This window comes from Novosphingobium sp. UBA1939, assembly GCF_002336885.1.
Lineage (GTDB): Bacteria > Pseudomonadota > Alphaproteobacteria > Sphingomonadales > Sphingomonadaceae > Novosphingobium.
This window is the reverse complement of record NZ_DDFB01000155.1, coordinates 1-22,422: the sequence shown is the minus strand read 5'-3', so window position 1 is coordinate 22,422 and position 22,422 is coordinate 1. Positions and strand designations below refer to the sequence as shown.

The following is a 22,422-nucleotide window of genomic DNA, read 5'->3' as shown; positions in this document are numbered from 1 at the left end:
TCAATCGCTTTTTGATGCAACACACAACGAGAAATACGACATTATTTCGGTATTTTCGGGAAGATCGTCGCAGACATCCGCTTTCGAGTCATCGCTCAATTGTACACATTGAAGGGTCACGAAGCGCCAGGCACGCGTAAAAACCCCATGCCCCGCCTCAGCGCGGGATTACACACGGCGACGCGTGAGTCGGTCCGGCTCGCGTCGTGACCGGATTCTTGGCCTCGCCGGCAACTCGCGTTTTGCTTTCAGGCGGTCCGGGGAGTTTGCCCGCGCCGCCTAGAGGGCCGCTTCGTAAAGGCGCCGGGCGTCTTCCCGTGTGATGGCGCAGGGGTTGTTGACGAGCAGGCGCGTCTGCAGCATCGCATCACTGGCGAGCCGATCGAGATCGTCGCCATGGACCCCCACCGCGCCCAGAGTATCCGGCAGACCGCAATCGGACGCGATCGCGATCAGCGCCTCGATCAGCCCCTGGGCCTGAGCCTGCCGACCAAGCACGGCCAGCTTTGGATCGACCAGCGGCCCCAGTTCGGCGTAAAGATCCATGGCGGACGCCATGTTATGCTGCAGGACATGGGGCAGCATCAGCGCGTTGGACAAGCCGTGGGGGACATGGAATTGCCCCCCCAGCGGATAAGCAAGCGCATGCACGCCAGCAACCGGCGCATTGGCAAAAGCCACGCCCGCAAGGTGGCTGCCAAGCAGCATGGCGCGCCGCGCCGCAACGTTCGACCCATCCTTGACGGCAACGCGGATGTTCGCGGCGAGCATCGCCAGCGCCTCGCGCGCCAAGGCATCCGACAGCGGATTCTTCAGGCGGGCCGAAGTGTAGGCCTCGATCGCGTGAACCATTGCGTCGATGCCGGTGGCGGCGGTGACGGCGGGCGGAAGCCCCAGCGTCAGGTTCGCATCGAGCAACGCCCAGTCGGCGTAGAGCGCTGGCGCCACGATGCCTTTCTTCTGGGCATCGCCGACGGTGATGATTGAGATCGGGGTCGCTTCCGAACCGGTACCCGCCGTCGTCGGCACAAGCACCAGCGGCAGGCGTTGCCCCTTGGCGAGCCCAACACCGTAGATTGCGTCTATCGCATCGCCCGAGCCGAGCAAATAGGCGGCAACCTTGGCGACATCCATAGGGCTGCCGCCACCGAAGCCAACCACACTCTCTGCTCGCCGCCCCGCTGCCCCCTGCCCGGCCGCGACTGCCGCAAGAACCGTTGCTTCGGAGGGATCGGCCTCTACGGCATCGAATATCACCACCGCACGCCCCGTCGCTTCCAGCGCGGAAATCGGCGCGTCGCACAGCCCAAGGGCGCGCATGTTGGCGTCGGTGACGAACAGGACCGGCCCGTCCGGCAGCATCGCGCCCATATCGAGCGCCGCATCGCCCCCCGAGACAAGCCGCGGGCCGTAAGAGAAGCTGAACACCTCGGTCATGACAGCCCGAGCGCCCCCGGATTGAGCCGACGCTCCGGATCCAGCGCGGTCTTGATCTTTTCCAGCACCTCGTAGCTCGCCGGATCGCGGTTCTGCTTATAGGGCGCGACCTTGCCGATGCCGAAGGGCGCGGTGCCGACTTCAGCGAACATGGCAAGGATGGCGGTGCGGATCTCCTGCACCAGCGCGCGCGCCGCAGGGTTGCTGGCAAAGCTCCGCGCCTGCGCAAGCTTGCGCGGCGAAAGGATCTTCTCGTGGAGTTCGTGCGGTGAATCGGGCCAGTAGAACAGCACCTCGATGATCATCGCCGACGCGCCGACCGGGTTGCTGAGTATCCCGGTCAATATGCCGTGCTCGATCATGCGGGGGCCGTAGGATGCGAGCAGTTCGAGCAACCGCTTCATCCCCTCCATCCCGTCCGACAGCGCAATGAAACCATGCACCGGAACCCAGCGCTCGCCAGAGGGGCCGAGAACCTGGTCCATCGATCCGAACGGGGTCGAACGCATGACCTGCGGGATGCTGTTGGGGATCGGCTTGCCGCCCTGCGCGGTGGCGATCAGCCTTACCTCCTCCGCCGCCGCTTCCGCCGCCGGCTTCAGCGCGTGCTCGACAACCACGTGCATCGAATAGGCGCTCTCATTCATGAAGCCCTTGCCGCCCGCGACGATCTTTGCGGCATTCTTCAGGCCCTTGAACAGGCTGCCGCCGGCACTGACGACATGGCGTAGCGCATCGACGTTCTGCACCAGGCTGTTGCGCTCCATCAACTGGCTCTGCAGCACGGCGTCGAACGAGAAGCAATCCGCGGTGCAGCCCGCGCGGGCGATCGCATTTTGCGCCTGCCAGACGGACTCGAAATCATCGAAGCCGAACGACAGCGTGATCATGTGCTCAGGCCAGCGGATCAGGCGGAAGGTCATTTCCACCTTGATACCGAGCGCGCCACAATCGCCCAGGAACGGCCCGGTAAGATCAGGGCCATGCCATCGGAAATAGGGCTTGGAACCGGTCATGGCAGCCTGCCCTGTCCTCACCAGCGAACCATCGGCCAGCACCACCTCCAGCCCGAGCACATGGTCGGCGGTCGTGCCGTACTGGGTGGAACCGTAAAAGATGCTGCCCTGGCTGAGCCCGCCGCCAACCGTGGCCTTCGCCCCCGACATGGTGCCGAAGGCAGGCAGGCGCAGACCCTTTTCCCGAAGCGCCTCGTAAAGCTGCTTCCAGGTCACCCCCGGCTGCACCGTCACGAACATGTTGGCCTCGTCGATCGTTATGATCTGGTCGAGTGCCGAAAGGTCGATCAGCACCGACTGCTCGACCGAGGGAACGTAGCCCTTGGTATAGGACATGCCACCGCCGCGCGGAAAGACGGCGAGCCCGGCGGCAGCCGCCTCGCGAACTATCGCGACGATCTCTTCCTTGTTGCGGGGGCTTACGATGAAGGCCGCCGGCGCGCCATCATAGAAGATGTCGCGCGTCATATAGTCGCGATCCTCCCCCGCGCGTGCCACGTTCTCCGCACCGCAAATGGCTGCGAACCGATCGTACAGGCCAGCTTCGGCTAACGTCGCCATGCTCAAATTCCCTCCGCCTGGCTGTCGCTCAGATAATGCAGCGGATCGGCATCCTGCCCCTGCTGGGCAAGGACGCGCTTTACCAGGCGCAGCGCGACCGAGCGGCGGATGGGCTCACCCCGGCGCAGCTTCGACCAGGTATTCCAGCTGATCCCGAACTGGTCGCTGAGGCTGGTCGAGGTTTGCGCGATGCAACGGCGCGACATTTCATGGACGAGATCGATACGGACGACATAGGCCCGCGGCGGGGTCACTTCATTCAGCATACAACCTCCCGTTTTATATGCGGTTGCCACGGCATTGCCCTTTCCAGCTTGCCCTCTATCGCGGCGATATCTTCGGCCCGCGCAAGGGTCTCCCCGATCATGTCAAGGCCCGCCAGGAGCTTTTCGCGAATGGCGGGCTCGATCTCGAACGTGCGTACGACCCCGCCGCAGCTGATGGTGCGGTTCTGAAGATCGATGGTGAAGACGAGGCCCTGCGCCGCGTCGGCCAGCAGCGCGGCCACGTCGGCCTCGCCCAGCGTGATCGGAAGCAGGCCGTTGTTGATGCAATTGTTGTAGAAGATGTCGGCGAAGCTGGTCGATACGACACAGCGTATGCCAAAATCGAGCAGCGCCCATGGCGCGTGTTCGCGGCTGGAACCGCAGCCGAAATTGTCGCCCGCAACCAGGACAACCGCTTTGTCATAGGGAGGCGTGTCGAGGACGAAACCGGGCATCGGCTGGCCCGCCTCGTCAAAACGCCAATCATAGAACAGCGCACCGGCAAGGCCCGTGCGCTCGATCGTCTTGAGAAACTGCTTGGGCACGATCTGGTCCGTGTCGACATTGGCGACCGACAGCGGCGCGGCGATGCCCGAAAGGCGCGTGAAGGGCGTCATGCCGCCGCACCTTCCGCGCTGGCATGTGCCCGCACGTCCACCAGATGCCCTGTGACCGCCGCGGCAGCCGCCATGGCCGGGCTCATCAGATGGGTGCGCCCGCCGCGTCCCTGCCGGCCCTCGAAATTGCGGTTGGATGTGGAGGCCGACCGTTCCCCCGGAGCCAGCCGGTCCGGATTCATGCCGAGACACATCGAGCAACCCGGCTCGCGCCACTCGAACCCCGCCTGGAGGAAAACGCGGTCCAACCCCTCGCTTTCCGCCTGGCGCTTCACCAGGCCCGAACCTGGCACCACCATGGCATTGACGCCCTCTGCGACATGGCGCCCGTCGATCACAGCGGCCGCCGCGCGCAAATCCTCGATCCGGCTGTTGGTGCAACTGCCAATGAAAACCCGCTGGATCGGCGTGCCCGCGATCGGCTGGCCAGGTTCGAGCCCCATGTAATCCAGCGCGCGTTCGGCGCTGGCGCGGCGAACCGGGTCGGCGATATCGCGCGGATCGGGCACCTGCCCATCGATGGCGATCACCTGCTCGGGACTGGTGCCCCACGTCAGCAGGGGCTTGAGCGCGGCGACGTCGATGACGATCTCCTGGTCGAACACGGCGTCATCGTCGCTGCACAATGTCCGCCAGTATGCGACAGCGGCATCCCAATCGCCCCCCTTGGGCGCAGCGGGACGGTCCTTCAGATAGGCGAAGGTCGTCTCATCCGGCGCGATCAGGCCTGCGCGCGCGCCCGCCTCGATCGTCATGTTGCACAGCGTCATGCGCCCTTCCATCGACAGGGCACGCACCGCTTCGCCGGCATATTCGATCACTGCACCGGTGCCACCGCCGGTGCCGATCTTCGCGATCAATGCCAACGCGAAATCCTTGGCGGTCACGCCTGCGGGCGCTTCGCCTTCGAAGCGGACCCGCATGTTGCGCGATTTGCGCGTGCGCAGCGTCTGGGTGGCGAGGACATGCTCGACTTCCGAGGTGCCGATGCCATGCGCCAGCGCGCCGAAGGCCCCATGGGTAGAGGTGTGGCTGTCGCCGCAAACGATCGTCATGCCCGGCTGGGTGCGGCCCTGTTCCGGACCGACGACATGAACAATGCCGTTGCGCGGATCGCCTATCTGGAAGGCCTCGATACCAGCGGCGGCCGCGTTATTGCGCAGCGCCTCGAGCTGGATGCGCGCAACAGGATCGGAAATGGCATCAAGACCGTCCGCCTGGTGCTCTGTCGGAATGTTATGGTCGAAAAGCGCCAGCGCGCGCCCGGGCCGGCGGACCGTTCGGCCGGCCGCGCGCAACCCCGCAAATGCCTGAGGCGTCGAAATTTCGTGGAGCAAATGGAAGTCGATATAAAGGAGCGACTCCCCCGCTGCGCCGAAAGGGGCCGCATGAGCAGCCCATATCTTGTCATAGAGGGTTTTAGCGGCTGCCATTACGCGACTTGCCTTCCTCAAGAATGTATACGATTATCGACGGAACCTCGTAATTTGTCGATAATTCCCTTGATAAAATCGATTGTCAAGGTCGATGGATGAATTTATGTGTACAAAATCACGATGCGGGAGCACGATGAGTTGACCGGCAGCACGACACGATCCCAGGACGAAACAGGGGCGACCACGCCCCCGCTTTCGGGCCGCGCGGCAGTCGATTTCGTGGAGGTCGGCCCCCGTGACGGATTGCAGAACGAATCGCTGATCGTCGCCACGGCGGACAAGGTCGCGCTGATCGAGAAAGCGGTCGCTGCCGGAATCAAGCGGATTGAGGTCGCCAGTTTCACGCGCGCGGATCGCGTGCCGCAAATGGCCGATGCGGAAGCCGTGATAGCGGCCCTGCCCGACTATGACGATGTCATCACCATCGGCCTCGTCATGAACAAGCGCGGCGCGCTGCGTGCGTTCGAAACCAAGGTGCACGAATTGGGCGCGGTGTGTGTCGCATCGGACAGCTTCGCCATGGCCAACCAGGGGCAAACGGCGCTCGAGTCCCTCCGGTCGGCGTGCGATATCGTCACGCTTGCGCGCCAGCAGGGCCGGCGCGCGCAAATCACCATCGGCGCTTCCTTCGGCTGCCCGTTCGAGGGCGAGATCGCTCCCGGCCATATTGTCGAGATGGCGCGCCGCGCTGCCGATGCGCAGCCGCTGGAGATCGGGCTTGCCGACACGATCGGTGTAGCGGTGCCCGCCGCCGTCACCGACTTGGTCGAGCGGGTGCGCGACGCGATCGCGCCGCTGCCGGTGCGCGTCCATTTCCACAATACGCGCAATACCGGGATCGCCAATGTCTGGGCCGCCTGGCAGGCGGGCGCAAGCGTGATCGACGGCTCGCTCGGCGGCCTGGGTGGCTGCCCCTTCGCCCCTGGCGCGGCGGGCAACGTACCGACCGAGGACGTCATCTACCTGCTCGAACGATCGGGCGTATCCACCGGTATCGCGCTGGACCGCGCGATCGAGGCAGCGACCTGGCTCTCCGGCGTCATGGGTAAATCACTGCCCGGCATGGTCAGCCGGTCGGGCATGTTTCCGAAACAGGATCAGTCTTCCAACAAGGGGCAATAGGAATGGGCTATCGCTTGGGCGTCGATGTCGGCGGCACGTTTACCGATCTTCTGCTGTTTGACGACGATAGCGGAGCCTTTTGGCGGCATAAGACGCCGTCTACCCCGCACGACAGTTCTGAAGGCATTCTCAACGGCGTCGAGGCGATCTGCGCCCATGCCGCGATTTCGCCGGGCGAGATCGAAGTGTTCCTGCACGGCACCACCGTCGCCACGAATGCGGTGCTGGAAGGCAAGGGCGCGCGCGTCGGGCTGGTCACCACCGAAGGCTATCGCCAGATCATGCAGATCGCGCGCAGCTTCGTCCCCGGCGGGCTGGCCGGCTGGATCGTGTGGCCGAAGCCGGAACCGCTCGCCAAGCTGGAGGATACGGTCGAGATCAAGGGCCGCATGACCGCGCAGGGCTTGCAACTGCGCCCGCTTGATCATGACGAAATTCGCGCCAAACTGCTCGCGCTGAAGGCGGCCGGCATCGAGGCGCTGACCATCTCGCTGATGAACGCCTATCTCAACGGCACGCATGAGAACGAGGTCGCCGCCATCGCACGCGAAGTGATGCCCGACATCCCGCTGTCGCTGAGCCACGAGGTCCTGCCGGAGATGCAGGAATATGAGCGCACGCTGACCACGGTTGCCAATGCCGCCGTCCGCCCGGTCGTGGGCCGTTACGTCCGCAACCTGCGCGCCAGGCTGGAGCAGGTCGAGATGAATGGGCGACTTTCGCTGCTGCGTTCGGACGGCGGCCTGATGTCGTCGCAGAAATCGGAGGAGCAGCCCGTCTCGCTGCTCATGTCCGGCCCGGCCGGTGGCGTCACCGGCGCGCTCTGGGTGGCGAAGAATGCGGGGCTCAGGAATATCCTCACCCTCGACGTCGGCGGCACCTCGACCGACGTCGCCCTGATCGAGGACGGCGAACCGCGCCGCGTGCGCACGACCGAGGTCGGCCACCTCTCGGTGCGCGCCTCTTCGCTAGACGTGAAAACGGTCGGCGCCGGCGGCGGATCGATCGCCTACGTGCCCGAACTGACCAAGGCCCTGCGCGTTGGTCCGCAGTCGGCCGGCGCGGTGCCGGGGCCGGTCGCCTATGGCAAGGGCGGCACGCTGCCGACCGTGACCGACGCGAACGTCGTGCTCGGCTATCTTCCCGAGAACCTGTTGGGCGGCACTTTCAAGCTCGACCGCGATGGCGCGCGCAAGGCGGTGCAGACCATTGCCGATGCACTGGGCATCGGACTGATGGAGGCCGCACGCGGCATCATCGATATCGTCAACGAGAACATGTTCGGCGCGCTGCGCATGATCTCGGTGCAGCAGGGCTATGACCCCCGCGATTTCGCGCTGATGGGCTTCGGTGGGGCGGGTCCGCTCCACGTGAACGCGGTCGCACGCCTCATGGGTTCCTACCCCGCCGTCTCGCCCGTCTCTCCAGGCGTGCTCTGCGCGCTGGGCGATGCAACCACGCGGATGCGCTCCGAAACCGCGCGCTCGCTCTCCAAGCTCAAGTCGCAAACCAGCGCGGAAGAGATCGCGGCCCTGCTGGGCGAGATGGAAGGGCAGGTGCGCTCCAGCCTGGCGGCGGACGGCCTTGCGGAGAGCGAGATAGAAACGAGCTTCGAAGTGGACATCCGCTATTCCGGTCAGGCATTCGAGGTGCCGATGCCGGTCACGCTTGATGATCTGGGCAGCGCTGGCCTCGCCGGCCTGGCCAAGCGGTTCGATGACGAACATCATCGCCTCTTTACTTTCAACATGGAGGCCGAGCACGAGTTCGTGAACCTGCGCGCGGTGGCACTGGGCCGTTCGCTGGAACTGCCGTCGAACACCATCGAGAAGGGCAATGGCGACCCATCGGCCGCCAAGATCCGCGACCATGAATTGTGGATGGACGGCGGCCCGCAAGCGGCCGCGATCTATGACCGTGCCAGGCTGAAGTCGGGCGATATCATCCCCGGCCCCGCGATCGTGGTCGAAATGGATTCCACGACGCTAATCGAAACGAAGCACATCGCCACCGTCGATGACTTCGGCAACATCCTCATCACCCCGGCCTGACCGCCGCCACAAGGAGACGCATCATGGCCAGCATCATTGAAAGCAACACGACGCCGTTCCACAAGGTGGCGATCGACCCGGTCACGCTCGACATCATCGAGAACGCACTACGGAACGCGCGCGTCGAGATGGACACCACGCTCGTCCGCACCGCCATGTCGCCGGGCATCCGCGAACAGGGCGATGCCTTCCCGCTTATCGCGGACCACAAGGGTCGTATGATCGTCGGCCAGTTCGGTTCGTACATCGGACCGTTTCTCGAAGGCTATACCGGCACGATCGAGGATGGCGACATGATCATGCTGTCGGATCCCTATTCGGTTGGCGGCGCGATCAGCCACTGCAACGACTGGCTGGTGCTGTTGCCGGTGTTCAAGAACGGGCGCCTGATCGCCTACACTTCCATGTTCGGGCACCAGTCCGACATAGGCGGCAAGGTGGCAGGTTCGATGCCGATCGACGCGACCTCCATCTTCCAGGAAGGCGTGCGCATCCCGCCCGTCAAGATCTGGAAGAAGGGCGAATACAACGGCGACCTGATCGAACTGATCATGACGCAGGTCCGCACGCCCGAATGGTGCCGGGCGGACCTCAACGCCCTTGTCGCGTCCTGCCGCGTCGCTTCGCGCCGCGTGATCGAGATGTGCGAGCGGTTCGGCGACGACGTGTTCGTCTCCGCCTGCGAGGACCTGCTCGAACGCAACCACCGCGCGATGAAACACCTGATCGAGAATGCAATCAGCGAGGAGAAGGTCAGCTTCGAGGATTACATCTGCGACGACGGCCTCGGCTACGGCCCCTACAAGATCAAGTGCACCATGTGGCGCGAGGACGGCCGCGTCGTCCTGGACTTCGATGGCACCGATCCGCAGAGCCAGGCGTCGATCAACTTCTTCCTCAACGAAAACATGATGCGGATGTTCTTCGGCATCTACATGATCATGGTTTTCGATCCGCAAATCCTGTTCAATGACGGATATTACGATCTGATCGACGTGCGCATTCAGGAAGGGTCGCTCCTGAAGCCGCGTTTCCCGGCGGCGCTGTCGGGCCGCACCCATGCGCTCGGCCGCATGTTCGATATCCTGGGCGGCCTGCTCGGCCAGAAGACGCCAGAGTTCCTGACCGCGGCCGGCTTTTCCTCATCCCCACACCTCTTCTATTCGGGCACCGACAAGGCGGGGAAGTATTTCCAGCTCTTCCAGATCGGCTTCGGCGGCATTCCGGGCCGTCCGCTGGGCGATGGCCCCGACGGGCACTCGCTGTTCCCGAACTTCACCAATGTGCCCAACGAGTTCCTGGAGCGCTATTTCCCGCTCGTGATCGAACGCTACGAGACTGAGGTGGATTCGGGCGGCGCGGGCCTCTACCGCGGCGGCAACGGCATACGCATGTCCTATCGCTTCCTCGAACCCGGCATGATCGCTATCCACGATGATCGCTGGTTCGTGCCTCCCTGGGGCGTCAACGGCGGCGAACCAGGCGCCCGCGCGCGCAAGATACTGGAAAAGCCCGACGGCTCGCAGAGTATCGTTCCCAACAAGGTGGAGGATCTTGCGGTCGAGGCCGGCGACGTGCTCCACTTCATCACCTGGGGCGGCGGTGGCTGGGGCGATCCTTATGCCCGCGACCCGGCACTGGTCGGCAAGGAGATCGTACAAGGCCTCGTCACCGCCGAAGGCGCGAAGGCCTATGGCGTCGTCGCGGACGGGAACGGCGTGGTCGATTCCGTGGCCACCGAGGCCCTGCGCGAAACACTGCGCGCCGCGCGGGGCGGGACGATCGAGGTCTTCAACTTCGGCCCCGATCTCGACACCTTGCGACAGAATTCGGAAGCCGAAACGGGCTTGCCCGCACCGGTTGCGCCAAGCTGGAACACCGCGCGGCACTATGCGCTGGCCGCGGAATAAGAGGATCGTCGAATGCCAGTCGAAAACAGGGGCGCGTTGAAGGGCCTGCGCGTCGTGGAGATGGGGACCCTGATCGCCGGTCCGTTCTGCGGGCAGTTGCTGGGAGATATGGGCGCCGAGGTGATCAAGGTGGAACCCCCGGAAATGGGCGACGCCATGCGCCAGTGGGGCCGGGGCGATCATAGCGTCTGGTGGGAGGTCGTCTCGCGCAACAAGAAGGCGGTCAGCATCGACCTGCGCCAGAAGGGCGGTCAGGACCTCGCCCGAAAGCTGATCGGCACGGCCGACATCGTGATCGAGAACTTCCGCCCGGGCACCATCGAGGGCTGGGGTCTGGGACCGGATGTGCTCATGGCGGACAATCCCGGCCTGATCATCGTTCGCGTGTCGGGTTACGGTCAAACCGGTCCTTATGCCTCGCGCGCCGGTTTCGGTGGTATTGGCGAGGCGATGGGTGGTTGGCGCTACATCAATGGCGATCCGGATCGGCCGCCATCGCGCATGGGCATATCGATCGGCGATTCACTCGCGGCGAGTTATGCCTGCATGGGGGCGCTCGCCGCGCTCCATCATCGCGAGAAGACCGGACAGGGACAGATCGTCGACTCCGCGCTTTACGAGTCGGTGCTGCAGGTCATGGAAAGCCTGATCCCGGAATATGTCGTATCGGGCTTCATCCGCGAGCGGTCGGGCTCCGCCCTTCCCGGCATCGCGCCTTCCAACGTCTATACCTGCAAGGATGGCGAGTTTCTGATCGGCGCCAACCAGAACACTATCTTCGCCCGCCTGTGCCAGGCAATGCAACGCCCCGATCTGGCGACCGATCCGCGCTATTCCACGCATATCGAACGCGGCAAGCGGCAGGCGGAACTGGATCAGATCATCAATGACTGGACGGCGACGCAGACGATGGAAGATCTGGAGGCGCTGATGCTCGAATATGCAGTGCCCGCCGGCAAGATGTTCCGCGCGCCCGAGATGCTCTCCGATCCGCATTTCGCCGCGCGCGAGGCGATCGTCGACATCGAAAGCGAACGGTTCGGTCCGATCAAGATGCAAAACGCCTTCCCGAAGATGTCGCTTACCCCCGGGTCGGTGCGGACCCCCGCCCCTGCCGAGATCGGTCAGCACAACGACGAGATCTATGGCAGCCTGTTGGGCCTGAGCACCGGAGAGATAGAACAACTGCGCGCGGACAAGGTGATTTGATGGCACAGGATCTCGACGCCGACTATGCCAAGGCCGGTTTCAACGGCAAGCTGCCCTTCGGCCAATCGCCCGCGCTGATCATCGTCGATGTATGCACCGCCTATCTCGACAAGGCTTCGCCGCTCTATGCCGGGGTAGAGTCAGCGCTGGCGTCCAATATCCGCATCATCGATGCCGCACGCAAAGCCGGAGTACCGGTGATCTTCACGAGGGTCGTCTATCAGGCCGGCGGAGCGGATGGCGGACTGTTCTACAAGAAGATCGCCGCACTGTCCGCATTCCTCGAAGGCTCGCCGCTTGGGGATTTTCCGGAAGGGATCGAACCACGCGCCGATGAAATCGTTGTATCCAAGCAATATGCTTCGGCCTTCTTCGGCACGTCGCTTGCCGCCACGTTGCGCGCGATGGGCATCGATACCGCGATGATCACCGGCTTTTCGACCTCGGGATGCGTGCGGGCGACAGCGCTCGATGCCTTGCAAAACGGCTTTACGCCCTATGTCATCGCCGATGCCTGTGGCGACCGCGATCCGCGCCCGCACGAGGCCAACCTGTTCGACCTGCAAAACAAGTACGCCGAAGTTGTCTCGGAGATGGAGGCACTTGATTTGATGGCAGGAATTGCAAAAATGCGATGAAAGGACCACCAGAGTCACTTGTCGGGATAGGGATAAGCGCATAGCGCCCCCGGACTGTACACAAACTGGAGACCTCAATGTCGCGAGCGTCCGATGTCGCTTATGAGATGATCCGGGAGCGAATCCTGTCCGGCGCGCTCGCACCGCAGACCCAGCTGAAGGAAGAAGAGCTGGCGGAGCTCTGTGGCGTGTCGCGCACGCCGATCCGCGATGCGCTCCGCCGCCTCGAAGCGGAGATGCTGGTCCGCCGCACCGATACGCAGCGCACCTTCGTGCCCGACTGGAGTGCCGATGAGGTCGAGGAAATCTTCACCTTGCGCGCGCTGCTGGAAAGCCACGCCGCCGCCCGCGCCGCGGCCCGCATCACTGCGGCCGAGATCGAAACGCTCGAACGCCACAATGACGAGATCGAGAAAGCGATCCACGGCTCTATCAAGCTGGATGCCGAGGCATTCGTCACGCACAACCGCCATTTCCACAACGTCCTGCTGCAGGCATCGCAGTCGGAGCGGCTCATCAAGATGCGCAGCCTGATCGTCGAACAATCGATCCTGCACCGCACCGCGCGCAATTATGACAAGGCCGGCCTCTCGCGCAGCCATGCCGACCACGAGGAATTGGTGCTGGCGTGCCGGGCGAAAGACAGCGAATGGGCCCGGTCGATCATGGATAACCACATCCGCCGCGCGTATCACGTCACTCTGGGCGATATGGAGGCTATGACGCCTCCCCCCGTGGAAGCCAAGACGCCCCCCGCCAAAGGCAGCCGCGGCAGCAAGGCGGAGATTGCCCTGGTGAAATGACGTCCACGGCGTGCGGCTTCAGATCGAACCGCACGCCGTCTCGTTCGCGCAGGGAACGGCATCTATCCCAGCGCGGCCTCGACCTCGTCCACCGTCACCACGCGTGCGAACAGGAGGCCCATGACCTGGAGAGCGTGGGCCTGACGGCTTTCATCGGCTTCCGCGCAAGCATCCGCGATGACATAGACCGGGTAATCGTGATGCGCGGCATCGCGCACCGTGCTTTCGACGCAGCAATTGGTGGTGACGCCGCAGACAAACAGCTGTCGCACGCCCCTTTCCTTCAGGGCGTCCAGCAGGTTGGTGCCGAAGAAGGCGCTCGGGCGGTTCTTGTCCACCACCAGTTCCCCGGGCAGCGGCGCGAGCCGGTCGATGATCTCGACCTCGCGATCGCCCTGGCATACCGCGCGCTCGGTCTTGAGGCCGGGGATCAGATCGACCATCACGCCACCGTCCGAATAGTCCGGCTTGTACACATAACGTGTCCAGATGATCGGCATCCCCGCCTTGCGCGCCGCCGCCACAACCCGCTCACAAGGCTCGATCGCCGCGCGCAGCAGGCCCACGTCGAAGCCGATGCGCGCCATGGCGCTGTCGTCCTCGAGAAACCCGTTCTGCATATCGACCACGATCAGAGCCGATCCTTCCGCCTTCATCATTTCAAAGTTTCCCGTCTTTCAGGCCTCATCGCCCACTTCTATGACTGTCTTCTGCTCGCGGCGGTCGAAACGCAGGCTCAGCACGTCCGGGCGCGCATAATGGCCCGTGCTGTCGACCCACATTTTGACGTCATGGCGATCTTCGAGGTCGATCTCCGCGACAAGAAGCTGATCCCCGCCCCCGGTCAGCGGCCCGGCGAGCGTGGCGCCGAAGGGATGGATCACGCTCGTCCAGCCGCCGCCCGGGCTCAACCAGTCATGCGGCCCGAGCTCGTCGGTCATGAACCGGACCATCTCCTCCGTTACCGGGCTCGATGCACACACCACGAAGCACTGGCCGGTCAGCGCGTGATTGCGCATCATCGCCTCGACCTGAAGGTCATTGATGTCCTCAAGCCCCCTGATCGTCGAAAGTCCGGGCCACAGAGCGGCGTGAATCTCGATGCCCTGCTCGATCAGCGCCTGGCGCGCGAGGTTCATCGTATGCTCCCAGCAGGCAAGCCCTCCGATGCGACCCACCGCGCTATCGAGCACGAACAGCGTGGAGCCGTCGCCCTGCCCCCATATGTACCGCTCGGCATAGGTCGGCTTGAGCTTGCGGTGGATGCCCAGCAGCGTTCCATCGCGGTCGATAAAGGCGGTCGAATTGAAGCAGGTGCGGCCGCCCTTCGCGCGTTCGCTGGCCCCCATCGCCACCACCACGCCGGCATCGCGCGCCGCCTCGCGCACGATCGCCAGTTCCGGACCATCGGCCTCGATCGACCGATCCTGGTAGAGCCGGTTCGCCGTCAGTTGCGCGAGCGGGGCGTAGCTGTTGATCCAATAGGGAAAGCCCGGGATGAATACCTCCGGGAAAACGATGAAGTCCACGCCGTCCCGACCGCCACGGCGTATCCATTCGGCGGCCTTTTCGGCGGAGCCCATCGGGTCCATGAACACCGGCGATATATGCGCCGCAGCGACCTTCAGCTTCCTTGCCATGCCGTAAAAACCTGCTCCCCGATTGCGCACGCGAGCAGGTTAAATGTATACAATACCATGACAAGTGCTTTGTTGTGCGAAAATCGCCCTCAAGACGCGGCCATGTTTTCCAGATCACATGCCACGTGTTCGGCGAGCCGCGCGCCGACGGCCTCCCCCATTTCGTGGCAGCTGGTCAGGCCCTGGATGAAGGGATGCCGCCCCAGAATGAATGGCAGACTCAGCAGATGGATGCGCCGGGCAACCGGCTGCTCCGAGACAGGCCGAAAGTCATCGTCGATCACGATCCCGCGGTATCCCGCCCCGATTTCCCCCGCATCCAGCACAACGCCCTGATCGAGCAGGGTCTGGAACGGGAACGCCGCCGCTTCCAGCGGCCGCTGGCCCGTAGCGTCGATGAACGCGGGAAAATGATGCTGTTGGCCGTCGAACGACATGGTCGCACCCGACGCGTCCGAATGCGTATCGAGCCTGGCATCGTCGCCCACCGCGAGGATGGCAAGCGCGCCGGCGCGATGCAGCGCCAGAAGGCGCTCGATCGATGCGTGAGGCACGGTTGCGTAATTGTCCGTGAAAATCGGCTGAAGATGCTGTGAAAAGCGGGCGTGATCCGCTTCATCGAGATGCGGCACGATCAGCGCGAACACCTCGTGCGCCCTCAGGATCGCATAGCGCCACGGAACGGTGGTCCCGGTTTCGAAATTCTTTCGCGCCTCGTCGAGATTGGCCTGCGCCCACGCGAAGGGATCGGCGGCGAGGCGTTCGGCGAAATAGCGCTCGCCGAACGCCTCGACGGAGGAATCCCTCCCGATCTTGTCGGCATAGACCGGATCGACAAATCGCAATTGTGCCTCGAACAGCCCGTAGGTGCGATCGAGCAGGCCACTTTCGCCCGCTTCGATCAGATCCAGCACAGCCTCCTCGGTGAAAATGGTCAACGGTTCATGCGGGATCGGGCAAAAGAAATCCGCCTCCGGCATCAAGCCCTTGCGCGACATCATCGTGATGTGCAGCGCGGCGCCGCCGGCCTGCGGCTTCCAGCGAAGCGCCTGATCCTCCGCCGGTGCGCTCTCCCCCGGAGCCGGCTCGCCTGCGTCCTCGCCGGCGGCGATCACGAACGCGCCGTGGTGAACCGCCAGCGCGACCGCCGCGTCGATCGCGCTGAGCGATGTTCCGCGAATGCCGACCGGCCCGGCCGGGATACGCTTGAGCGCGCTGGCCGGCCACGGGCTGGCGAAGTAGCCCGGCCGAACCTCCGGTTCCTCGGGCCATTCATGCCCGGTCGCGATCACAAGCTGCCCGAACCGGGCCTGGTAGGCCGGGCCACCCCGCGGCTGCACGGAAAGGCACAGGCCGTCCCCTTCCGCCGCTATGTCCGTCACCCGCGACCGGACACGGACGTCGATCACATGACCGGCCGCACGCCCCTTGGCGACCAGCGCCTCGAACCGGTCGCGCAAGTAATGGCCGAGCACGACGCGGGGGTAGAAGGTGCGTTCGTCGATGCCGCCCGGATCGATGTTGTATCCCGCGAGCCGCTCGGGCGCCTGCCGCGCCAGCCACTCCACCAGCGTCATCCCGACGGGCGGAAGCTCGATGCTGGCGATGTTGGCGAGCATCGCCGGATCGTTCCAGCCGGGGCGGTAAGGCGTCCCCAGCCCGGCCCGCGCCTGCTCTTCGAAGATCGTGATCGAGAGCGGGCCAGCCGCCCGCGCCAGCAGGGCCTGGAGCGTATAGATGGAAGTCGGCCCCGCGCCGATCAGCGCGATCGACGCCGCGCCGACTTCCCGAAGCGCGTCCCCATCCTGCAGCGCCGGCAGTTTCATGCCAGGGTGCGCACGTTCGGCTCGCGGTCGTAGTACCGGCGCGCAGCCGCCGCGACGAACGGCTTGCCAAGGCCGGTGACGCCTGCGTCCGGCGCGACGCCAGCCTTGTCCAGCAAAGGCTTCGCCGCGTCGCTGTAGCCGATCGCCTTCAAATGCCCGAAAGCGTCCATCACGAACTGCACGGCCGCCGCTTCCTTCAGGAGCGCCGCGCAGCCATCGTCCGACAACACGATGGCGACAGCGTCGAAGATCTGGCTTGGCGATCCCGCGAGCTGGCCGTCGGCCTTGCGCACCGATCCATCGCTCAGCTTTGCCCCGCCCACCTTGGGCGCAACGATCACGGCCTTGCCCTTGGCCTTTTTGACCGCGCCGATCACCCCGTCGAGTTCGGCGGCATCGGTGCCATCGGCGATGAGAATGCCGACCGCGCGGCCTTCCAGCGTCTCCTTCATGTTCTTGTGGATCGACAGCGCATCGGATGGCGGCATGTCGATCGGCTCCTTCGCCGCCCGTGTCTTGGGCGGGAGCGGGATGCCAAGCCCGTTGGCAACGCGCCGGGCAAGGTCCTCGTCGACATTGCGCAGGTTCGCCACCATGCGCGGCGGCACCTGATCGAGCAGGCCGACTTTCGAGAGTTCGAACACGAAGGCCGAGGCGATATGCGCCTGCTCGCTTGGCGTCTGCGAGCGATAGAACAGGCGCGCCTGGCTGTAGTGATCCGCAAAGGTCTCCGAACGGACGCGCAGCTTTTCGCCGCTCTCTTTCGCACCGGTCGCGGCATCCGCCGTGGCAAACCCGGCCAAGGCGCTTTCGCGCGGGCCGCCTTCCTCACCGTGCGCGGCAAGGCTGTTGGGCTCGTAGTTGGCGCGCCCCTTGGGCACCATGGTCTGCATCTTGCCGTCGCGCTGGAAATTGCCGAACGGGCAGCGCGGCGCGTTGACGGGGATCTGGTGGAAATTCGTCGTGCCCAGGCGCGAGTTCTGCGTGTCGAGATAGGAGAACAGCCGCCCCTGCAACAACGGGTCGTTCGAAAAGTCGATACCCGGCGGGATGTTCGACGGCAGGAAGGCCACCTGCTCCGTCTCTGCGAAGAAATTGTCGACGTTGCGGTTCAGCGTCAGCGTGCCGATGAGGCGGACGGGCACGTCCTCTTCGGGAACGAGCTTGGTCGCGTCCAGCACGTCATAGGGCTGCGCCTCCGCCAAAGCCTGGTCGAACACCTGTATGCCCAGGTCCCACTGCGGAAAGTTGCCGGTGTCGATGGCTTCGAACAGGTCGCGGCGCTGGTAGTCGTTGTCCGCCGCCTGCAGCTTGAGCGCCTCGTCCCAGATCGTCGATTGCAGGCCGAGCCGTGGCTTCCAGTGGAACTTGACGAAGCTGGCCTCTCCCTTCGCGTTGACGAGCTTGAACGTGTGGACGCCGAACCCTTCCATCGTCCGGAACGCGCGCGGCAGGGTGCGGTCCGACATCGCCCACAACAGCATGTGGGTCGTCTCCGGCATCAGCGAGGCCCAGTCCCAGAACGTATCGTGGGCGCTCGCGGCTTGCGGATAGCCGCGATCGGCCTCCATCTTCACGGCATGGACAAGGTCGGGAAACTTGAGCGCATCCTGGATGAAGAACACCGGAATGTTGTTGCCCACCAGATCCCAGTTGCCTTCCCGCGTGTAGAATTTGACCGCGAAGCCGCGCACGTCGCGCGGCGTATCGACCGACCCGGCGCCGCCGGCGACGGTGGAAAAGCGCACGAACACCTCGGTCTTTTCGCCCTTGGCAAAGACGGCGGCCTTCGACAGGTCGGAAATGTCGTCGGTCGCCTCGAACACGCCATGGGCGCCGCTGCCGCGCGCATGGACGATGCGCTCGGGAATGCGTTCGTGATCGAAGTGGAAGATCTTTTCGCGCAGCACGAAGTCTTCGAGCAGCGTCGGCCCGCGCGATCCGCTCTTCAGCGAATTCTGGTTGTCGGAGACGGGAACGCCGTGGTTGGTGGTCAGAACCGGGGTATCCAGATCCTCCGCGCGCTGGTGAGTCTCGCCTCCGGCCGCTTGGCGACGGTCCGAAGGGGTTCGAGGCGATTTGGCCATGGCGATGCCTTCCCTGCTGTGGCGACGCCTTGCGGCGACGTTGCGGTGATGATGGGTTGGCGCACGAAATCGCGCCCCGGCATCACAACTCGCGAGGATGGCGATGGTGCCGGCCGCGCAGGATATTCACATACAGCAAGAAAGAGGACGCCGCTCCGGCAGCGCCGCCCGGTCACCGCATTCATCCTAACGTCACGTTGTGTAATCTAGTGTATCGGCAGCTTGAACCGGTGCAAAGCCGCGCCATGTCGGGGGCATGAACTCGATGGAGCAAAAGCCATGAAGAACAAAGCACTGTTCCTCGCCCCTCTGGCTGCGCTGGCCATGGTGGCATCCCCGGTTGCCGCTTCGACCGCGATGGCGCGGCCCGCGCCAAGCGAGGAGGCGTCGGTCCCCTTCATCAACCACGGCGCGATCCGGGATTGGCGCGCGGACGGCGACCGCGTGATCTATTTTCAGGACAGCGGCCGGCAATGGTATCGCGCCACGCTGATGACGCCGGCGTTCGACCTGCCCTTCGTGGAAGCGGTCGGCATCCAGAACAGCGGCACCGACCGGCTGGATCGCTGGGCCGATGTCGTGGTGCGCGGCCAGCACTATCCGATCCAGAGCTTCGTCAAAGTCGATGCCCCGCCGGTGAAGTCGGCGAACGCTGCGCACAAGTCCTGATCTCTCCGCGCGGGAACTATCGCGGCTGACATCGCCGCCCGGTCGCTCTATGGCGCCGGGCCATGACGAACGGGTGGATCATCCTCGACAAGCCGCACGGCCTGGGCTCGACCCAGGCCGTGGCTGCGGTGAAGCGCAACCTGCGGCAGGCGGGGCTCGGCAAGGCGAAGGTCGGCCACGGCGGCACGCTCGATCCGCTCGCCTCGGGCATCCTGCCCATCGCGGTGGGCGAAGCGACCAAGCTGTGCGGGCGGATGCTGGATGCCAGCAAGGAATATGCCTTCACCATCCGTTTCGGCAGCGAAACCGACACGCTGGACCTGGAAGGCAGCGTCATCGCCGAAAGCGTGGTGCGCCCTTCCCTCGCCGCCCTTCATGCCATCCTGCCGCGCTTCACCGGCCCGATCGAGCAGGTGCCGCCCGCCTATTCGGCGCTGATGGTCGATGGCCAGCGCGCCTATGACCGCGCCCGCGCGGGCGAAGCGGTGGAACTGAAAGCGCGCGCGGTAACGGTCCATGCGCTGGATATCCTCGCCCACGGGGAGGAACCGCTCGAGGAGGTCACCCTCGTTGCGCACGTCTCGAAGGGCACCTACATCCGCAGCCTCGCGCGCGATATCGCGCGGGCGCTCGGCACGGTCGGGCACGTCACCATGCTGCGCCGCCTGCGCGCCGGCCCGTTCGGGCTGGATCACGCGATTTCGCTGGACAAATTGAACGATGTGGGTAAAGGCGCGCCACTTGAGAACATGATCTTGCCGCTGGAGGCAGGGCTGGTCGACATCCCGGCTCTTGACCTTGACCCGGAACAGGCAAGAGCGGTCCGTCAGGGCCGCGTTCTGGCCGGGTTGCCCTTTCACGACGGGCTATACTGGGCGCGCCACGGCAGAGTGCCGGTCGCGCTGGTGGAGCTTTCGGGCGGAAGCCTGATCGTGGTGCGGGGTTTCAACCTTTGAAGGATGTCGCGGAGTAAGAATATGTCGATTACCGCTGAAAAGAAGCAGGAAGTCATCCAGAGCAACGCCCGCGCGGCGAACGACACCGGCTCGCCGGAAGTCCAGGTGGCGATCCTCACCAGCCGTATCCAGACGCTGACCGAGCACTTCAAGAGCCACCACAAGGACAACCATTCCCGCCGTGGCCTGCTGCAGATGGTCAACAAGCGTCGCAGCCTGCTCGACTACCTGAAGAAGAAGGATGTCGAGCGCTACAACGCGCTGATCCAGAAGCTCGGTCTGCGCAAGTAACCAAGCGGAGCGGCCCCTAGCGGGCCGCTTTTGCTTTTGGGCCTGGCTCGCAATCCGGCGAGTGGCCTCTGGGGCACGATCAATGGCCCCGCACCGGACCGGGACGGGATTCCCCGGCAGCAAACCCCGCGATGCAATAGGGCGCGCGGGCTGAAGGAAACGAAATGTTCGACGTCAAAACCGTATCGCTGGAGTGGGGCGGAAAGACCCTCACCCTCGAAACCGGCCGCATTGCCCGTCAGGCTGACGGCGCGGTCCTCGCCACGTATGGCGAAACAGTCGTGCTCTGCGCGGTCACGGCCGCCAAGTCGGTGAAGGAAGGGCAGGACTTCTTCCCGCTGACCGTCCACTACCAGGAAAAGTATTCCGCCGCCGGCCGCATCCCCGGTGGCTTCTTCAAGCGCGAACGCGGCGCCACGGAAAAGGAAACGCTGGTTTCCCGCCTGATCGACCGCCCGGTCCGTCCGCTGTTCCCCGAAGGCTTCTACAACGAAATCAACGTCATCGCCCAGGTGCTGAGCTATGACGGCGAGACCGAACCCGATATCGTCGCGATGATCGCCGCTTCGGCCGCGCTCACGATCTCGGGCGTGCCCTTCATGGGGCCGATCGGCGCCGCGCGCGTCGGCTTCAAGGACGGCGAATACCAGCTCAACCCGTCTTCGGCCCAAGTCGCCGAAGGCCGCCTCGATCTGGTCGTCGCCGCTACCGATACCGCAGTGATGATGGTGGAATCGGAAGCCAAGGAACTGACCGAGGACGAAATGCTCGGCGCGGTCATGTTCGCCCATGACGAAAGCCGCAAGGTCGTCGCTGCGATCATCGAACTGGCCGAAAAGGCCGCGAAGGATCCGTGGGAAATCGATCTCACCGACAACACCGCGGACATCAAGAAGAAGCTCAAGAGCCTGGTCGGCAAGGATATCGCCGCCGCCTACAAGCTGACCAACAAGTCGGCCCGCTCGGACGCGCTCAACGCCGCCCGCGCCAAGGCGAAGGAAGCCTTCTCAGACGAGACCCCGCAGACCCAGATGGTCGCGATCAAGACCTTGAAGAAGGTCGAGGCCGACATCGTGCGCACCGCCATCCTCAAGGACGGCCAGCGCATTGACGGACGCACGGTCACGCAGGTCCGCCCGATCGAAAGCATCGTCGGCTTCCTGCCGCGCACGCACGGTTCGGCGCTGTTCACGCGCGGTGAAACGCAGACGATCTGCACCACCACGCTGGGCACCAAGGACGCCGAGCAGATGATCGACGGCCTCGACGGCCTGCGCTACGAAAGCTTCATGCTGCACTACAACTTCCCGCCCTATTCGGTCGGCGAAGTGGGCCGCTTCGGCGCCCCGGGCCGCCGCGAAGTGGGCCACGGCAAGCTGGCATGGCGCGCGCTGCATCCGGTGCTGCCGTCGAAGGAAGACTTCCCCTACACGATCCGCGTCCTGTCGGACGTCACGGAATCGAACGGTTCGTCCTCGATGGCGACCGTGTGCGGCGGCTGTCTTTCGATGATGGACGCGGGCGTTCCGATCGTGCGCCCGGTTTCGGGCATCGCGATGGGCCTGATCCTGGAAGGCGACAAGTTCGCGGTCCTCTCGGACATCCTGGGCGACGAGGACCACCTCGGCGACATGGACTTCAAGGTGGCTGGCACCAGCGAAGGCATCACCACGATGCAGATGGACATCAAGGTGGCCGGCATCACGAAGGAAATCTTCGCGACCGCGCTGGCGCAGGCCAAGGAAGGCCGCGCGCACATCCTGGGTGAAATGACCAAGGCCCTGGGCGAAGTCCGCACCGAGCTTTCGGCCCATGCCCCGCGCATCGAAACGATCTCGATCGACAAGTCGAAGATCCGTGACGTGATCGGCACCGGCGGCAAGGTGA

Annotated in this window: 19 protein-coding genes; 10 read left to right on the top strand and 9 right to left on the bottom strand. The window is 64.5% G+C overall.

Annotated features, from left to right (window positions below; genetic code table 11):
• Positions 1 to 279: 279 nt before the first annotated feature.
• Genes B3547_RS20815 through leuC form a run of 5 tightly spaced genes read right to left on the bottom strand, consistent with a single transcriptional unit; the run spans position 280 to position 5,330 of the window.
• A complete protein-coding gene (locus B3547_RS20815) occupies positions 280 to 1,437 on the bottom strand; it encodes an iron-containing alcohol dehydrogenase (protein WP_292966669.1) in 1,158 nt (385 codons plus the stop codon).
• Positions 1,434 to 3,014, bottom strand: a complete 1,581-nt coding sequence (locus B3547_RS20810; RefSeq protein WP_292966666.1) for an FAD-binding oxidoreductase — start codon at positions 3,012 to 3,014, stop codon at positions 1,434 to 1,436. Before B3547_RS20810 ends, B3547_RS20815 begins: the two co-directional genes overlap by 4 nt.
• A gap of 2 nt (positions 3,015 to 3,016) precedes the next feature.
• Entirely contained in the window at positions 3,017 to 3,280 is a 264-nt protein-coding gene (locus B3547_RS20805; protein WP_199558164.1) for a hypothetical protein, read from the bottom strand.
• Positions 3,274 to 3,897 (bottom strand): 3-isopropylmalate dehydratase small subunit, encoded by a 624-nt coding sequence (gene leuD / locus B3547_RS20800; protein WP_292966660.1) that lies wholly within the window; start codon positions 3,895 to 3,897, stop codon positions 3,274 to 3,276. The genes B3547_RS20805 and leuD overlap by 7 nt, the downstream gene beginning before the upstream one ends.
• Complete coding sequence (gene leuC / locus B3547_RS20795) at positions 3,894 to 5,330, bottom strand: 3-isopropylmalate dehydratase large subunit (RefSeq protein ID WP_292966657.1); 1,437 nt, start codon at positions 5,328 to 5,330, stop codon at positions 3,894 to 3,896. Before leuC ends, leuD begins: the two co-directional genes overlap by 4 nt.
• Positions 5,331 to 5,438: 108 nt before the next feature.
• Between leuC and B3547_RS20790 the strand changes: the two genes are divergently transcribed.
• From B3547_RS20790 to B3547_RS20765, 6 genes are all read left to right on the top strand, one after another.
• Positions 5,439 to 6,455 carry a hydroxymethylglutaryl-CoA lyase gene (locus tag B3547_RS20790; RefSeq protein WP_292966655.1) on the top strand — a complete coding sequence of 339 codons (1,017 nt, stop codon included), beginning with the start codon at positions 5,439 to 5,441 and terminating at the stop codon, positions 6,453 to 6,455.
• 2 nt (positions 6,456 to 6,457) lie between these two features.
• A complete protein-coding gene (locus B3547_RS20785; RefSeq protein WP_292966652.1) occupies positions 6,458 to 8,506 on the top strand; it encodes a hydantoinase/oxoprolinase family protein in 2,049 nt (682 codons plus the stop codon).
• A gap of 23 nt (positions 8,507 to 8,529) precedes the next feature.
• Positions 8,530 to 10,416 (top strand): hydantoinase B/oxoprolinase family protein, encoded by a 1,887-nt coding sequence (locus B3547_RS20780; protein WP_414690598.1) that lies wholly within the window; start codon positions 8,530 to 8,532, stop codon positions 10,414 to 10,416.
• 12 nt (positions 10,417 to 10,428) lie between these two features.
• Positions 10,429 to 11,625, top strand: a complete 1,197-nt coding sequence (locus B3547_RS20775) for a CaiB/BaiF CoA transferase family protein (protein ID WP_292966649.1) — start codon at positions 10,429 to 10,431, stop codon at positions 11,623 to 11,625.
• Positions 11,625 to 12,263: an isochorismatase family protein gene (locus tag B3547_RS20770; protein ID WP_292966647.1), complete on the top strand. Its 639-nt coding sequence runs from the start codon at positions 11,625 to 11,627 to the stop codon at positions 12,261 to 12,263. Before B3547_RS20775 ends, B3547_RS20770 begins: the two co-directional genes overlap by 1 nt.
• A gap of 77 nt (positions 12,264 to 12,340) precedes the next feature.
• Positions 12,341 to 13,066 (top strand): GntR family transcriptional regulator, encoded by a 726-nt coding sequence (locus B3547_RS20765; RefSeq protein ID WP_125956433.1) that lies wholly within the window; start codon positions 12,341 to 12,343, stop codon positions 13,064 to 13,066.
• Between the two features lie 62 nt (positions 13,067 to 13,128).
• Here the strand turns inward: B3547_RS20765 and B3547_RS20760 are convergent, their stop codons facing one another.
• The 4 genes from B3547_RS20760 to B3547_RS20745 all read right to left on the bottom strand — a co-directional run bounded on the left by B3547_RS20760 (position 13,129) and on the right by B3547_RS20745 (position 18,619).
• Positions 13,129 to 13,725 carry a cysteine hydrolase family protein gene (locus B3547_RS20760; protein ID WP_292966645.1) on the bottom strand — a complete coding sequence of 199 codons (597 nt, stop codon included), beginning with the start codon at positions 13,723 to 13,725 and terminating at the stop codon, positions 13,129 to 13,131.
• Positions 13,726 to 13,743: 18 nt separating this feature from the next.
• Complete coding sequence (locus tag B3547_RS20755; protein ID WP_292966643.1) at positions 13,744 to 14,706, bottom strand: carbon-nitrogen hydrolase family protein; 963 nt, start codon at positions 14,704 to 14,706, stop codon at positions 13,744 to 13,746.
• An 89-nt stretch (positions 14,707 to 14,795) separates the two neighbouring features.
• Positions 14,796 to 16,532 (bottom strand): FAD/NAD(P)-binding protein, encoded by a 1,737-nt coding sequence (locus B3547_RS20750; protein WP_292966641.1) that lies wholly within the window; start codon positions 16,530 to 16,532, stop codon positions 14,796 to 14,798.
• The gene (locus B3547_RS20745; protein WP_292966638.1) at positions 16,529 to 18,619 is read right to left on the bottom strand and encodes a catalase; all 2,091 of its coding nucleotides are present in this window, start codon (positions 18,617 to 18,619) and stop codon (positions 16,529 to 16,531) included. The genes B3547_RS20750 and B3547_RS20745 overlap by 4 nt, the downstream gene beginning before the upstream one ends.
• 279 nt (positions 18,620 to 18,898) lie before the next feature.
• Between B3547_RS20745 and B3547_RS20740 the strand changes: the two genes are divergently transcribed.
• The 4 genes from B3547_RS20740 to pnp all read left to right on the top strand — a co-directional run.
• Entirely contained in the window at positions 18,899 to 19,288 is a 390-nt protein-coding gene (locus B3547_RS20740) for a DUF6491 family protein (RefSeq protein ID WP_292966635.1), read from the top strand.
• A gap of 62 nt (positions 19,289 to 19,350) precedes the next feature.
• Positions 19,351 to 20,244 carry a tRNA pseudouridine(55) synthase TruB gene (gene truB / locus B3547_RS20735; protein ID WP_292966633.1) on the top strand — a complete coding sequence of 298 codons (894 nt, stop codon included), beginning with the start codon at positions 19,351 to 19,353 and terminating at the stop codon, positions 20,242 to 20,244.
• A gap of 21 nt (positions 20,245 to 20,265) precedes the next feature.
• Complete coding sequence (rpsO, locus tag B3547_RS20730) at positions 20,266 to 20,535, top strand: 30S ribosomal protein S15 (RefSeq protein ID WP_124809182.1); 270 nt, start codon at positions 20,266 to 20,268, stop codon at positions 20,533 to 20,535.
• Between the two features lie 164 nt (positions 20,536 to 20,699).
• A partial coding sequence (pnp, locus tag B3547_RS20725) for a polyribonucleotide nucleotidyltransferase (protein WP_292966630.1) occupies positions 20,700 to 22,422 on the top strand: 1,723 nt, incomplete at its 3' end.

Coding starts and splice junctions, on each gene's coding strand:
- B3547_RS20815 (WP_292966669.1), bottom strand. CDS start 1,437: ATGACCGAGGTGTTCAGCTTCTCTTACGGCCCGCGGCTTGTCTCGGGG.
- B3547_RS20780 (WP_414690598.1), top strand. CDS start 8,530: ATGGCCAGCATCATTGAAAGCAACACGACGCCGTTCCACAAGGTGGCG.
- B3547_RS20810 (WP_292966666.1), bottom strand. CDS start 3,014: ATGGCGACGTTAGCCGAAGCTGGCCTGTACGATCGGTTCGCAGCCATT.
- B3547_RS20760 (WP_292966645.1), bottom strand. CDS start 13,725: ATGATGAAGGCGGAAGGATCGGCTCTGATCGTGGTCGATATGCAGAAC.
- rpsO (WP_124809182.1), top strand. CDS start 20,266: ATGTCGATTACCGCTGAAAAGAAGCAGGAAGTCATCCAGAGCAACGCC.
- leuC (WP_292966657.1), bottom strand. CDS start 5,330: ATGGCAGCCGCTAAAACCCTCTATGACAAGATATGGGCTGCTCATGCG.
- B3547_RS20745 (WP_292966638.1), bottom strand. CDS start 18,619: ATGGCCAAATCGCCTCGAACCCCTTCGGACCGTCGCCAAGCGGCCGGA.
- B3547_RS20805 (WP_199558164.1), bottom strand. CDS start 3,280: ATGCTGAATGAAGTGACCCCGCCGCGGGCCTATGTCGTCCGTATCGAT.
- leuD (WP_292966660.1), bottom strand. CDS start 3,897: ATGACGCCCTTCACGCGCCTTTCGGGCATCGCCGCGCCGCTGTCGGTC.
- B3547_RS20755 (WP_292966643.1), bottom strand. CDS start 14,706: ATGGCAAGGAAGCTGAAGGTCGCTGCGGCGCATATATCGCCGGTGTTC.
- B3547_RS20765 (WP_125956433.1), top strand. CDS start 12,341: ATGTCGCGAGCGTCCGATGTCGCTTATGAGATGATCCGGGAGCGAATC.
- B3547_RS20785 (WP_292966652.1), top strand. CDS start 6,458: ATGGGCTATCGCTTGGGCGTCGATGTCGGCGGCACGTTTACCGATCTT.
- B3547_RS20750 (WP_292966641.1), bottom strand. CDS start 16,532: ATGAAACTGCCGGCGCTGCAGGATGGGGACGCGCTTCGGGAAGTCGGC.
- truB (WP_292966633.1), top strand. CDS start 19,351: ATGACGAACGGGTGGATCATCCTCGACAAGCCGCACGGCCTGGGCTCG.
- B3547_RS20770 (WP_292966647.1), top strand. CDS start 11,625: ATGGCACAGGATCTCGACGCCGACTATGCCAAGGCCGGTTTCAACGGC.
- B3547_RS20775 (WP_292966649.1), top strand. CDS start 10,429: ATGCCAGTCGAAAACAGGGGCGCGTTGAAGGGCCTGCGCGTCGTGGAG.
- B3547_RS20740 (WP_292966635.1), top strand. CDS start 18,899: ATGAAGAACAAAGCACTGTTCCTCGCCCCTCTGGCTGCGCTGGCCATG.